Source organism: Pseudomonas sp. BF-B-26 (assembly GCF_019956495.1).
GTDB lineage: Bacteria > Pseudomonadota > Gammaproteobacteria > Pseudomonadales > Pseudomonadaceae > Aquipseudomonas.
The window spans coordinates 1-13153 of the sequence record NZ_JAHBDP010000033.1 but is presented as its reverse complement, the minus strand read 5'-3'; the positions used below and the strand labels follow the sequence as shown (position 1 = coordinate 13153).

Genomic DNA, 13153 nt, shown 5'->3' with positions numbered 1-13153 from the left:
GTCGAGCATTTTTTTCTGTCATTAGTGTTTGCCGAGGAACAGTAAATCCACAGATTGTCTCGCTTCGGTTTGTGACGTAATTAAAAAAATCAGTAATTTATTGATTAATAAAGAATAATTATGTTGGCACGACTTCTGTATTGGCTCTTGGGTGTTCACCCGACGCAGGAGTCGCATTATGACAATCTCAGCTCAATCCCCTCGCACCGCCCACGTCATTCACTCTGATGCCGAAGCCATCGCCGTCGCCCACAAGCTCGCTGCACGCTTTGCCATTGAAGCCAGCGTGCGGGATCGCGAGCGACGCCTGCCAATCGCCGAGCTCGACGAGTTTTCCGCCAGCGGCCTCTGGGGCATCACCGTTCCCAAGGAGTACGGCGGCGCTGGCGTTTCCTATGTGACCGTCGCTGAGGTGATCAAGATCATTTCCTCTGCCGATTCGTCCCTGGGCCAGATCCCGCAAAACCACCTCGGCGTGCTCGACATCCTGCTGCAAACCGCCACCGAAGAGCAGAAGCGTTACTACTTTGGCAAAGTCCTGAAGGGCTACCGTTTCGGCAACGCGTTCTCCGAATCCAAAAGCAAAAATGCCGGGGCCTTCGAAACCCGAATCCGTTTCGATAAAGACACCGCGCAAATCGACGGCGAAAAGTTCTACTGCACCGGCGCTCTGTTCGCGCACATAGTGCCAGCGGTGGCGGTCAATGAAGTGAACAAGGCCTTCATCGCCTTCATCGAACGCGACACTCCCGGCTTGACCGTTATCGACAGCTGGGACGGTTTCGGCCAGCGCACCACGGCCAGCGGTGGTGTCACCCTGAACGAGGTGAAGGTCCCGCTCAGTGCTGTGATCCCAGCCCACAAGGCTTTTGATGAACCCACCGCCGACGGCCCGATTTCACAAATCATTCAGGCGGCCGTGGACACCGGCATTGCCGTCGGCGCTCTGGAAGAAACCAAACGCTACGCCCGTGAAGCCCGGCCATGGATCGACAGCGGACAGGATCACGGCTGGCAGGACCCATTCAGCATCGCTGCGATCGGCGACCTCGAATGGCGGGTCCACGGCACCGAAGCGATCCTCAAAAAGGCCGGCCGCGCAATCGACCACGCCTTGCTCGACCCCAACGAAGACACGGTGGCCCGCGCTTCGGTGGTGGTCGCCCAGGCCAAAGTGCTGTCCGCCGAGATCGCCTTGCTTGCCAGCAGCAAACTCTTCGAACTGGCCGGTACTCGCTCGGTGCTCGGCAAATTCAACCTCGACCGCCACTGGCGCAACGCCCGGACGCACACCCTGCATGATCCGGCACGCTGGAAATACCACCTGATTGGCAACTACCTGCTCAACGGCGTGAAGCCTGCGCGCCACGCCTGGAACTGAGGAACCCACCATGAACGCTTTGACCCAACCGATTATTGCCGGGCAGCCCCTGGCCAAAAGTCAGCACGACCTGCACAACGCTCGCAGCGTGCTTGATGCGACGTTGCGTTTCGTCCGCCAGCAGGCTCAAGCCACGGATGATCCTTTCGTCATCAGCCGCTTCGGCGACTTGCACATCCGCATCGAAGTCGCCGCTGCGCTGCTCGAACGCGCCGAAGACTTTCGGAGCAGCGTTGATGACGACACGGAAATCAGCGTCGCCATCGCCGAATCGCACCTGGCCAGCGCCGACGCGTTAAATGCCGTCAGCAACGTTGAATTCGAACTCACCGGCCAACGCACCGCATTGCCCGGATCACTGGATGATCCGCTGCGCTGGAAGCGCCACCTCATCGGCAACTTCCGCCTCAACGGCATCCATCCCCCAGCGTTCGGAGTGTCGTTTGATGGCCCGTGAAATTCGTCTCAACGCCTTTGACATGAACTGCGTCGGTCACCAGTCGCCGGGTCTGTGGGCGCATCCGCGAGATCGCTCCTGGCAATACAAGGATCTGGAGTACTGGACCGATCTGGCGAAAATCCTCGAGCGCGGCAAGTTCGACGGCTTGTTCATTGCCGATGTGCTGGGCATCTACGACGTCTACAACGGCAATGGTGATGCGGCGATCCGTCAGGCGGCGCAGGTGCCGGTCAACGATCCGCTGCAATTGATTCCGCCGATGGCGCTGGTCACCGAGCATCTGGGGTTCGGCCTGACCGCGTCGCTGTCGTTCGAACACCCGTATCCATTCGCCCGACGCCTGTCGACGCTCGACCATCTGACCAAGGGCCGTGCTGGCTGGAACATCGTCACCTCTTATCTGGAAAGCGGTGCGAAGAACCTCGGCCAAAAAAACCAGACCGAACACGACGCCCGTTACGACTTCGCCGAAGAGTACCTGGAGGTTTGCTACAAACTCTGGGAAGGCAGTTGGGAAGAGGGGGCGATTCTGCGGGATTGCGAGCGGCGGATCTTCAGCGACCCGAGCAAAATCCACGAAATCCAGCATGTCGGTAAGCACTTCCAGGTGCCGGGTATTCACCTCTGCGAACCCTCGCCGCAACGCACTCCGGTTCTCTATCAGGCTGGCGCATCGAGTCGCGGCAAGCAGTTTGCCGCTGAGCATGCCGAGTGTGTGTTCGTTGCTGCACCGTCGAAAGTGCTGCTGAAGAAAACCGTTGCCGACATCCGCCGTCGGGCTGCCGAAGCCGGGCGAGATCCGTCGAAGATCCTGATCTTCAACCTGCAAACCGTGATCCTTGGCGAGACCGACGCCAAGGCCAAGGCCAAGTTTGAGGAATACAAAACCTGGGTCAGTTACGAAGGCGCGATGGCGTTGATCTCTGGCTGGACCGGGATTGATTTCAGCCAGTTCAAGCCTGATGAGCCGCTCAAGCATGTGCACACCAATGCTATTCAATCGGCGGTGGAAGCGTTCTCCACGGCGGACCCGAACAAGGTCTGGACCCCCAACGAATTGGCTGACTGGGTGGGCATCGGCGGTTTTGGTCCGTTGTTTGTCGGCAGCCCCGAGACCGTCGCCGACTTGTTGCAGGAGTGGGTCGAGGACACCGATGTGGACGGCTTTAACCTGGCCTATGCATTGACTCACGAAACCTTCATCGACGCTGTGGAATTGCTGGTGCCGGAGTTGCAGAAGCGTGGGGTCTACAAAACCGAATACGCGCCGGGGACCTTGCGCGAGAAGCTGTTTGGGGAAGGGCCGAGATTGCCGGAGATTCATCCGGGTGCGGGTTATCGAGACCTGGCGGCGTTGCGGCAGCAAGAGAAGAAAGTGGCGTCCGCATAGAAGACTTGAACACCACACAAATCCCCTGTGGGAGCGGGCTTGCTCGCGAAGAGGCCAGAACATCCAACATCAATGTCACCTGTAAGACCGCTTTCGTCGGAGCGCCGCCCGGAGCAAGCCCGCTCCCACAGAGGGCGGTGCCAACCCTTCAGCCCAGCGGACCACCGCACGCTTTTTGCCCATGGATAGGAGGTATGCCAATGAGCGTGCACGAACTCAAACGTCCGCCAATCGCGGACACCACAGAGTGGCGGGTCGATCTGCCCAAGGCTTTGGAGCAATTGCGCCACTGGGCTCAGGTCAGCCCCTTGCAACCGGCCTTGCGGCACAAGCGCCATGGCCAGTGGTTCGTCTGGCGCTGGATCGATGCCTTGCGCGATGTCGAGCGTTTGGCCGACGGTTTGCGACAGCAAGGATTCACCGAAGCATCGCGTCTGGCGTTGAGCGGCGCCTTCGAGCCGAATCTATTGCTGCTGGCACTGGCTGCGCAGCACATCGGCGGTGAACTGCTGACGCTACCGGACAACCTCGATGCAGAAGCTCTGCACAAAACCCTATGGCGCAGTCGCCCCACTCACGCGTTTGTCCAGGCACGACAGACGCAACAGCTCTGGCTCAGCCAAGGCCAATCGCTGCTGGATTTCCCCGAACTGCTCGGGCCGGTCGAACCTGCGCAACGCCTCAGCCGTTGGTGGCAACGCCCGCAACTGTGGAGCGAAGAGGGCACCCAATGGCAGGCCGGTCTCAGCGTTTTGCTCGAACAATGGCTGACCAGCGGCCACGCCCTGGCGTTCCCGGAAAGCCCTGGCAGCGCCAGCCGCGACCGTCGTGAAGTGGCACCCTCGGGATTGCTGTTATCCGGTGAGCGCCTGCATCTACTGGCCGCAGAAATTGAAAGTCGTCTCGCGCCGCTTGGCACCTGGCGCCGACGCCTCTGCGACTGGGCCATCGCCCACCCGGAAAAAGGCCTGCAACGCCTGATCAAAAACCGCGTTCGTCGACTGCTGGGCTTTCACAACCTGCATTTCATCTGGCAAGCCACGCGCGCCCCCGACGCTCAACCAACGCCTGCCTGGTTATCCGAATTCAAACGAGACATCGCATGAGCTCGACCGATTCCATCCTGCAAGTCAGCGGTATTTCCCTGTCCTTCAAAGGCGTAAAGGCGATCAACGAACTCTCGTTCGACGTACGTCGTGGCGAGATCTGCGCACTGATCGGCCCCAACGGCGCGGGCAAGAGTTCGCTGCTCAATGTGCTGAACGGCGTGTACCGCTTCGATGCCGGCTCGATTGTCTTTGAGCAGCAACCGTTTAAACGTATCGATCCGCTGACCGCCGCACGACGCGGCATCGGCCGCACCTTCCAGAACAATGCGCTGTTCAAGAAGATGAGTGTGATCGACAACATCCTCACGGGCCTGTCCCGGCACCTGCGCAGCAGTTTCATCGAACAGGCGCTGGGCTTGCCGAGAGCCCGCCGTGAGGCTGAAGACTTTCGCCAACAGGCTCAGGGCATTCTCGAATTCCTCGAACTTCAGGCTCACCGCGATGTGCCGGTGGGCAATCTTTCTTACGGCCTGCAAAAGCGCGTAGAGCTCGGTCGTGCCTTGATCGCGGGGCCGCGCCTGTTGCTGCTGGACGAGCCGATGGCCGGGATGAACGCCGAAGAGAAGCAGGAAATGGCGCGCTTCATTGCCGACGTCAACCGCGACCTCGGCACCACGGTGGTGTTGATCGAGCACGACATGAGCGTGGTGATGGGCCTGTCCGACCACGTGGTCGTGCTCGATTACGGACGCAAAGTCGGCGACGGCACACCGGCCGAAGTGCAGGCCAATCCCGACGTGATCGCGGCGTATCTGGGAGTGGTTCACTGATGACGTTCTTCTTGGAAACCCTGCTCGGCGGCCTCCTCGCCGGGACCATGTATTCGCTGGTCGCGATTGGATTCGTGCTGATCTACAAGGCCAGCGGTGTGTTCAATTTCGCCCAGGGCGCGATGTTGCTGTTCGCCGCGCTGACCTTCGTCAGCCTGCACGATCAGGGCGTGCCGTTTGCTCTGGCGTTGTTGCTGACGGTGGCGGTGATGATCATCGGGGCGTTGCTGATCGAGCGGCTGGTGCTGCGGCCCTTGGTCAATCGCTCGCAGATCACCTTGTTCATGGCCACCCTCGGGCTGTCGTTCATCATCGAAGGCCTGGCTCAGGGTTTGATGGGCTCGCAGGTGCGGGCGCTGGACCTGGGCATCGACGACGTGCCGCTGTTTATCGGCGGGCTGATGGTCAGCCAGTTCGACCTGATCGCCGCCGCCGCGGCCATCGTGTTGGTGACGGTATTGGCGCTGCTGTTCAACAAAACCCGCATCGGTGTGTCCCTGCGCGCCGTGGCCGATGACACCACGGCTGCGTTGTCGATCGGTATCAACCTCAACCGCATCTGGCAGATCGTCTGGGCGGTGGCCGGTGTAGTCGGGTTGGTGGCGGGATTGCTCTGGGGCGCGCGGCAAGGTGTGCAGTTTTCCTTGTCGCTGGTGGTGCTCAAGGCCTTGCCGGTGTTGATCATTGGCGGTTTCACCTCGATTGGCGGGGCGATTGTCGGCGGCCTGATTGTCGGCGCGGCGGAGAACCTCGCCGAGGTTTACATCGGCCCGCTGATCGGCGGCGGCATCACCCCGTGGTTTGCTTACTTCCTGGCTTTGGCCTTCTTGTACATCCGTCCCGCCGGCCTGTTCGGCGAACGCGCCATCGAGCGAGTCTGAAACCATGTCAATTTCCCTTACCCGCGAAACCGCACCGTCGGTGTTGATCCAGCGCCGTGTGCCACTTGGACTGCTCGGCCTGTTGTTGATCGCTTTCGTCGTCGTGCCGCTGACCGGTAACGACTACTGGCTGAACGCGATTCTGATTCCGTTTCTGGTGCTGTCCCTGGCCGGGCTCGGCCTGAATTTGCTCACGGGTTACACCGGCCAGACCTCGGTCGGTGCGGCCGGGTTCATGGCGGTCGGGGCGTTTGCCACCTATGGATTTTTGCTCCGGTTGCCTGAACTTGGCCTGCCGGTCGCCTTGCTCGGTGGCGGGCTGATCAGCGCCGTGGTGGGCTTTGTCTTCGGCCTGCCGAGTTCGCGGATCAAAGGCTTCTACTTGATGGTCACCACGCTGGCCGCACAGTTCTTTCTGGAGTGGTTGTTCGTCAAATTCCCCTGGTTTTACAACTACGGATCGTCCGGGACCATTTCCGCACCCAAACTGGCGCTGTTCGGCCATGACCTGAACACGCCGTTGGGGCGTTATCTGCTGACCCTGACCACTGTTCTGCTATTGACCTGGGTCGCGGTGAACCTGGTGAAAAGCCAGATTGGTCGCAACTGGATGGCGATCCGCGACATGGACACCGCCGCCGCTGTGATCGGCATTCCGGTGGTGCGCTACAAGCACCTGGCGTTCGCCGTCAGCTCGTTTTACCTCGGCATCGCCGGGGCACTGTGGGCCTTCGCCTATCTGGGCACCGCCAGCGCCAGCAGCTTCGATATCAATCGATCGTTCCAGATCCTCTTCATCATCATTATTGGTGGCATGGGCAGCATCGCCGGCAACTTCGTGGGCGCTGCGTTTATCAGCCTGCTGCCGATCCTGCTCAGCCACGCCGGGCAAGCGTTGTTCGGCGGTTCGGTGGACGCCGGCCAATTGCAGAACCTGCAAAAAATCATTTTCGGCGTGCTGATCATCCTGTTCCTGATCAAGGAACCGGAAGGCCTGATCCGCCTGTTGAGCAACCTTCGTGAGCGGCTGAGCCACTGGCCGCTGCGCTTCTGAATTCCCCAACGATTAGAGAGACAACATGCGTGCATCCTTGAAACGTTCCCTGGCCGGCGCCGCCCTGACGCTGTCGGTTTTTGGCAGTGCGGTGCCGATGGTTCAGGCTTCGCCGGACCAGCAATTCTTCCCGTTGGCCACTTACCGTGTCGGCGCTTACGCCTCCAGCGGTGTGCAAGTGTGGGCCGGCATGCTCGATTACCTGAACTACATCAACGATGTGGAAGGCGGGATCAACGGCGTGAAACTGGTCTGGCAGGAATGCGAAACCGAGTGGACGGCGGAGAAGGGCATCGAATGCTACGAGCGCTTCAAAAAAGGTTTGGATGGCGCCCCGGTGGCGATCTATTCACCCAACGGCGCGCCGGCAGCCTATGCGCTGAGCGAGCGGGCGGAAGTCGACAAAATCCCGCTGATTACCCTCGGTTACGGTCGCACCGAAGCTACTGACGGCACGGTGTTCCCGTACAACTTCCCGGTGATGCTGACCTTCTATAGCGAGGCCTCCAGCCTGATCAACTACATCGCCCAGCGCGAGGGAGGCTTCGACAAACTCAAGGGCAAGAAGATCGCCACGGTCTATCACGACTCGGCGTATGGGCGTGAAACCCTCGGCCCGCTGAAGTTGCTGGCCGAGAAGTACGGCTTCGAAAACATCCAGATTCCGGTGGCCGATCCGGGCAACGAACAATCGGCGCAATGGCGACAGATTCGCCAGGTCAACCCGGACTGGGTGTTCCTGCGCACCTGGGGCGTGTCGACGCCGGTGGCGGTCAAGACGGCCGCGCGTTTTGGCTTCCCGGTGGACCATATCGTCGGCGACATCTGGGCCAGTTCCAGCGAAGACGTATTGCCCGCAGGCGCCGCTGCCAAAGGTTATCTGGCGCTGACGCCGTACCCGGCCGGCACTGATTTCGAGATCCACAAACGCCTCAAGCAGTCCATCCTCGACAAGGGCAAAAGCGACCTCAAGGACCTGAAGAATTTTGGCAGCGTCTACTACAACTCCGGGCTGGTGAACGCGGCAGTGATGGTGGAAGCGATTCGCACGGCTCAAGGCAAATTCGGCAAGCGTCCTTTGAATGGCGAAGAGGGACGCTGGGGTCTGGAACATCTGAATATCGACGACGCGCGCCTCAAGGACATGGGCTACCTCGGCCTGATGCAGAACCTCAAGCTGTCCTGCCGTGACCACGAAGGTGGCGGTTCAGCGCGGGTGCAGCAATGGGACGGCGCCAACTGGACGTTGATCAGCGACTGGATTGCGGCGGATCGCGCGTTGCTGCGTCCCTTGATCGATGAAAAATCCGCGGCCTTCGCCAAGGAAAAAGGCCTGAATCCACGCACCTGCAACGGGGATGAATAACCCATGAGCCAAGCCGCCAGTGACATTGCTGCCAATGACCTGTTGCAAGTCAGCGACATTGAAGTGATCTACGACGGCGCGATCCTGGCCGTCGCTGGAGTGTCGCTGTCGGTGCCCAAGGGTGGCATCGTCGCGTTGCTCGGCGCCAACGGCGCGGGCAAAAGCACCACGCTCAAGGCGATTTCCGGGTTGGTTCGGGCCGAGCGGGCGGAGGTCAGTCGCGGGACGATCAAGTTTCTCGGGCATGACACGGCTGGCGTCGATCCGAGCCTGCGAGTGCGCCAAGGGATGGTGCATGTGCTGGAAGGTCGGCATGTGTTCCCGCAACTGACGATCGAGGACAACCTGCGCAGCGGCGGGTTTGTCCGGCGCTTGAGTCGTCAGGACATGGCCCGTGATCTGGAGCGAATCTATGCCTGGTTCCCACGCCTGAAAACCAAGCGTAAAACCCAGGCCGGGCTGACGTCCGGGGGCGAGCAGCAGATGGTCGCCATAGGCCGGGCCTTAATGACGCGTCCTACTTTGGTACTGCTTGATGAGCCTTCCATGGGTTTGGCGCCTATTATCGTCCAGGAGATTTTCGAGATCATCGCCCAGCTCAATCGCGAGGAGCAGGTGAGCTTCCTGATTGCCGAGCAAAACATTAATGTGGCGCTCAAGTACGCAACGACGGCCTACGTTCTCGACACCGGCCGAGTGGTGCTGTCCGGGGGGAGCGAGGCGCTGTTGGCGCGGGGCGATCTGCATGACTTCTATTTAGGTAAACACTGAGCAGTGAGAACGCCATGACTGAAACCCAAAGCGGACAGGCAACCGACGCCATCCGCCACGCGGACATCCTGATCGTCGGCGGCGGCCTCAGCGGCGCAATGCTGGCGGCGCAGTTGTTGCGCCTGCCGGGCAAACGCCAGGTGCTGGTGATCGAACCCCGCGCCGAACTGGGACGGGGCGAGGCGTACAGCGCGGTCGAACTGGGCCATACGCTCAACGGCAATGCGGCGCGGATGAGCGTTGACCCGGACAACGCCGACGACCTGACCCAATGGCTGACCGAGTACATCGCGGCCGGCGGCTGGCCGGAGTCTGACGAGCAACATGTGTCGGTCAGCGAATTGTTCCCGCCCCGGGGGATTTTCGGCCTGTACGTGCAGCAGCGCCTGGCCGAAGCGCAAGCGGTGGGGGCGTTGAACGGGTCAACGGTCGAGCATGTGCGGGCCGAGGTGGTTGACCTGCAGACCCGGGACGATTCTGTGTTGCTGACGTTGAGCGATGGGCAACACTTGCAGGGCGCTTATGCGGTGTTGGCCACGGGGATGTTTCCCGCGGCGCGTACGCCACAGACCGAGTCCAGCGGCTTGAACGCGGCGGCGCTTGATCCGTGGGACGTCGCGGCCATGCAGCAACTCGATCCGCAGTCGACCGTGCTGATCATCGGTTCGGGCCTGACCATGGTCGATGCCGTGGTGTCGCTGGAACAGGCCGGGCATCGCGGGCCGATCGAAGTGTTTTCCCGGCATGGCTTGCTGCCTCATGTGCGTCGTCAGCCACCGGCCTGGTCAGATTTTCTCGCCGAGGATCAGAGCATTCGTACACCGCGACAGTTGGTGCGCGAACTGCGTCGGCATTGCCGGGACGCCATCGCTCAAGGCATCGACTGGCAGGCACCGCTCGACACCGTGCGCGCGCATATTGGCCGTTTGTGGAATCAGGCAACGGACGTGCAGCGTCGACAGTTTGTGCGGCATGTGCGGCCGTGGTGGGAAAGTCATCACCATCGCTCGCCGCCGTTGAGTGCCGAGCTGGTGGAGCGATTGCACAATGAAGGCCGATTACGGATTCAGGCCGCGTCGTTCAAAGGGCTGGAGCCTTCAGCGGACGGAGCAGTGAGTATCCGCATTCGGCGTCGGGGTGAAGCAGAAACCAGCATTGTCAGCGGCGCGGCATTGATCAATTCCAGCGGCATCGAATACGACTGGCGGCGAGTGGCTCGACCGCTGCCACAGCAACTGCTGGCCCGCGGACTTGTCCGGCCGGGGCCGTTGGCACTGGGGATTGCGGCGGCAGTCGATGGCGCGGTGTTAGGCGCCGATGAGCAAGCCGCCAGCCGTCTGTTCGCCATGGGCCCACCGTTGCGCGGCATGTGGTGGGAAAGCACCGCAGTGACCGACGTCGCGAGCCAGGCCAAGGCACTCGCCGCTCGCCTGACAACAACGCCACATCTTATACAGACGGATACAAAACCCTATGAAAAAGTCTCCTCAGGTTCTGCAGGGGTAGAGCTTCATGATTCTGCGCCGAGCAATTCCACCGGGTAGGAGAACACGTAGCCTTCGCTGCGCACGGTTTTGATGTAGGTCGAGTCCCGTGAGTCATCCATCAATCGCTGGCGCAGACGGCTCACCAGCAAATCAATCGAGCGGTCGAACAGGTCGGCGTCGCGACCCTGGGTCAGGTTGAGCAGTTGGTCACGGCTGAGCACCCGTTGCGGGTGATCGAGGAACACCCGCAGCAGACGGTATTCGGCGCCACTGAGGGCCACCATCGTGCCGTCTTCGTCGAGCAAGTGCCGGGCGGTGGTGTCCAGGCGCCAGCGGCCGAAGCCCAGCAATCGGCCAGTTTCGGTGATCAACAGGTTGGGCGGCAGCATCCGCGTACGGCGCAACACGGCGTTGATCCGCGCCAGCAGTTCGCGGGCAGCGAAGGGTTTGGTCAGGTAGTCGTCGGCACCCATTTCCAGGCCGAGGATGCGATCGGTTTCGTCGTTGCGTGCGGTGAGCATCAGGATCGGTGTGGCTTTGTGTTTGCCCGAGCGCAATTCGCGGCACAGCAGCAGGCCGTCATCGCCAGGCATCATGATGTCCAGCACGATCAGGTCCACCTGATTGGCTTCAAGAAAGCTGCGCATCTGCCGGCCATCGGCAACCACCGTGGTGCGCAGGCCGTTTTTCTTCAGGTAATTGCCGACCAGCTCGCGAATCTCCCGGTCGTCGTCGACGATCAGGATGTGGTTCACATGTTCCATCGCTCAAGCCTCTGTTTGTTCGCTTTGTATCGCACTGTATCTGCTGCCCCCGGAGACACCTTACGCCTTATTAATTCCGGTTCTACGACACATGGCAGATACCTCGGGCCGATTAAATGGGTTCCATCGAGACAACACAGCTTGCCTCGCAACCACGGCCCATTTGCAACCCTGAGGAAATCACCATGAACTGGAACACACTGATTGCCGCCAGCTTCTTCGCGGTCCTGAACGTTGCAGCGTTTTCGGCCCATGCCGATGTTCAAGCGCCGTCGCAGACAACTTCTCACGGCACCCACCTGGATATCAAGAAAGTGGTTTCCATCGTCAACAACGGCGGCGGTAATTGCGGCATTGTCGATGCCCGCCTGACCTACCTCGATTCCAGCGGCGCGCAGAAAGTCCTCGATTACAGCAAGTTCGCAGAGTGCAGCAATCAGGGCAGTTGATCTTTTCACTACGCTGATCGCTGCCAAAACCGATGAACGCGCAGTCTGCTCATCAACCCGCGATGGCTGACTCACGACGTCCAGAACACCAGGTCAATGACTTCCAGGGGAATCACCATGAAGATGAATGTGTTGAGCAAAAAAAACGACTCACGTCGTCGTTTCTTTGGCCCATCGATCCTCGCTTTCGCGCTGATGCAGTTAGGTGCCCTTGGTGCTGCCAATGCGCAAACCACGACGCCAGAGCCAGTGGTGGCCAGCGCCGGCACTCTCAAGGCGGACCCCTTCGGCCCTCTGAAGCATGTCAACGCTGGGTTGCTGAACGTGGCCTACGCCGAAGTCGGCCCCGCCGAGGGTCCGGTGGTGATTCTTCTGCACGGTTGGCCCTACGACATTCACAGCTATAGCGAAGTGGCGCCCTTGTTGGCGGCCAAGGGTTACCGGGTGCTGATCCCGTATGCTCGGGGCTACGGCGACACGCATTTCCTGTCCGACAAGACGGTTCGCAACGGCCAGCCCGCCGCGTTGGCCAGTGACGTCATCGACTTTATGGATGCGCTTAAGATCAAGAAGGCGGTGCTCGGTGGCTACGACTGGGGTGCGCGCTCGGCGGACATCGTTTCGGCGCTCTGGCCGGAGCGGGTGGAGGCACTGGTTTCGGTGAGCGGCTACCTCATCGGCAATCAGGCCGCCGGCAAGAATCCGTTGCCGCCCAAGGCCGAGCTGCAATGGTGGTACCAGTTCTACTTCGCTACCGAACGCGGCCAGGCCGGTTACGAAAAAAATCGCCACGACTTCGCCAGGTTGATCTGGGAGCTGGCCTCCCCGAAATGGGCTTTCGACGACGCGACTTTCGACCGCAGCGCGGTGGCCCTGGACAACCCCGATCATGTGGCTATTACGATCTTCAACTATCGCTGGCGGTTGGGCATGATTCAGGGCGAACCTCAATATGAAGCGCTGGAGCAGCGGCTGGCCAAGGCCCCGGTGATTACGGTGCCGACCATCACCATGGAAGGTGATGCCAACGGGGCGCCACATCCGGCTGCCGAGGATTATGCCAAGCGTTTCACTGGCAAATATGAGTACCGACTCATCAACGGCGGCATCGGCCACAACTTGCCGCAGGAAGATCCGCAGGCCTTTGCCAAGGCGATCATTGATGCGGATCACCTCTGAGATCGCGGCATATAACACCAATCTACTGTGGGAGCGGGCTTGCTCGCGAAGGCGGTGTGTCAGTCACTATAAATGTCGACTGACACACCGCC

At 60.6% G+C, this 13153-nt stretch carries 13 protein-coding genes; 12 read left to right on the top strand and 1 reads right to left on the bottom strand.

The window, feature by feature from the left end; translation table 11 throughout:
* The first annotated feature begins 178 nt into the window (after positions 1 to 178).
* The 10 genes from KGB03_RS02480 (at position 179) to KGB03_RS02435 (ending at position 10726) form a co-directional block, all read left to right on the top strand.
* Complete coding sequence (locus tag KGB03_RS02480) at positions 179 to 1381, top strand: SfnB family sulfur acquisition oxidoreductase (RefSeq protein ID WP_223526239.1); 1203 nt, start codon at positions 179 to 181, stop codon at positions 1379 to 1381.
* A gap of 10 nt (positions 1382 to 1391) precedes the next feature.
* On the top strand, positions 1392 to 1838 hold the full coding sequence (locus KGB03_RS02475; protein WP_223526233.1) for an acyl-CoA dehydrogenase: 447 nt from the start codon (positions 1392 to 1394) through the stop codon (positions 1836 to 1838).
* Positions 1828 to 3231 carry an LLM class flavin-dependent oxidoreductase gene (locus KGB03_RS02470; RefSeq protein WP_223526232.1) on the top strand — a complete coding sequence of 468 codons (1404 nt, stop codon included), beginning with the start codon at positions 1828 to 1830 and terminating at the stop codon, positions 3229 to 3231. Before KGB03_RS02475 ends, KGB03_RS02470 begins: the two co-directional genes overlap by 11 nt.
* A gap of 200 nt (positions 3232 to 3431) precedes the next feature.
* On the top strand, positions 3432 to 4337 hold the full coding sequence (locus KGB03_RS02465; protein WP_223526231.1) for an AMP-binding protein: 906 nt from the start codon (positions 3432 to 3434) through the stop codon (positions 4335 to 4337).
* On the top strand, positions 4334 to 5110 hold the full coding sequence (locus KGB03_RS02460; RefSeq protein WP_223526230.1) for an ABC transporter ATP-binding protein: 777 nt from the start codon (positions 4334 to 4336) through the stop codon (positions 5108 to 5110). Before KGB03_RS02465 ends, KGB03_RS02460 begins: the two co-directional genes overlap by 4 nt.
* The gene (locus tag KGB03_RS02455) at positions 5110 to 5991 is read left to right on the top strand and encodes a branched-chain amino acid ABC transporter permease (protein WP_223526229.1); all 882 of its coding nucleotides are present in this window, start codon (positions 5110 to 5112) and stop codon (positions 5989 to 5991) included. Before KGB03_RS02460 ends, KGB03_RS02455 begins: the two co-directional genes overlap by 1 nt.
* Positions 5992 to 5995: 4 nt before the next feature.
* Positions 5996 to 7045, top strand: coding sequence for a branched-chain amino acid ABC transporter permease (locus KGB03_RS02450; RefSeq protein ID WP_076030611.1), 1050 nt, complete (start codon positions 5996 to 5998; stop codon positions 7043 to 7045).
* A 25-nt stretch (positions 7046 to 7070) separates the two neighbouring features.
* Positions 7071 to 8411, top strand: a complete 1341-nt coding sequence (locus KGB03_RS02445) for an ABC transporter substrate-binding protein (protein ID WP_223526228.1) — start codon at positions 7071 to 7073, stop codon at positions 8409 to 8411.
* Between the two features lie 3 nt (positions 8412 to 8414).
* Positions 8415 to 9182: an ABC transporter ATP-binding protein gene (locus KGB03_RS02440; protein ID WP_223526227.1), complete on the top strand. Its 768-nt coding sequence runs from the start codon at positions 8415 to 8417 to the stop codon at positions 9180 to 9182.
* 14 nt (positions 9183 to 9196) lie between these two features.
* Positions 9197 to 10726, top strand: a complete 1530-nt coding sequence (locus KGB03_RS02435) for an FAD/NAD(P)-binding protein (protein WP_218538744.1) — start codon at positions 9197 to 9199, stop codon at positions 10724 to 10726.
* Here KGB03_RS02435 and KGB03_RS02430 read toward each other — a convergent pair.
* Positions 10693 to 11433, bottom strand: coding sequence for a response regulator (locus tag KGB03_RS02430; RefSeq protein ID WP_008151724.1), 741 nt, complete (start codon positions 11431 to 11433; stop codon positions 10693 to 10695). The genes KGB03_RS02435 and KGB03_RS02430 overlap by 34 nt on opposite strands.
* Before the next feature lie 185 nt (positions 11434 to 11618).
* On the opposite strand from KGB03_RS02430, the gene KGB03_RS02425 reads away from it, so the two are divergent.
* Both KGB03_RS02425 and KGB03_RS02420 read left to right on the top strand, forming a co-directional pair.
* Positions 11619 to 11882, top strand: coding sequence for a DUF2790 domain-containing protein (locus KGB03_RS02425; RefSeq protein WP_223526226.1), 264 nt, complete (start codon positions 11619 to 11621; stop codon positions 11880 to 11882).
* A 117-nt stretch (positions 11883 to 11999) separates the two neighbouring features.
* Positions 12000 to 13061, top strand: a complete 1062-nt coding sequence (locus KGB03_RS02420) for an alpha/beta fold hydrolase (protein WP_223526225.1) — start codon at positions 12000 to 12002, stop codon at positions 13059 to 13061.
* Positions 13062 to 13153: the final 92 nt, after the last annotated feature.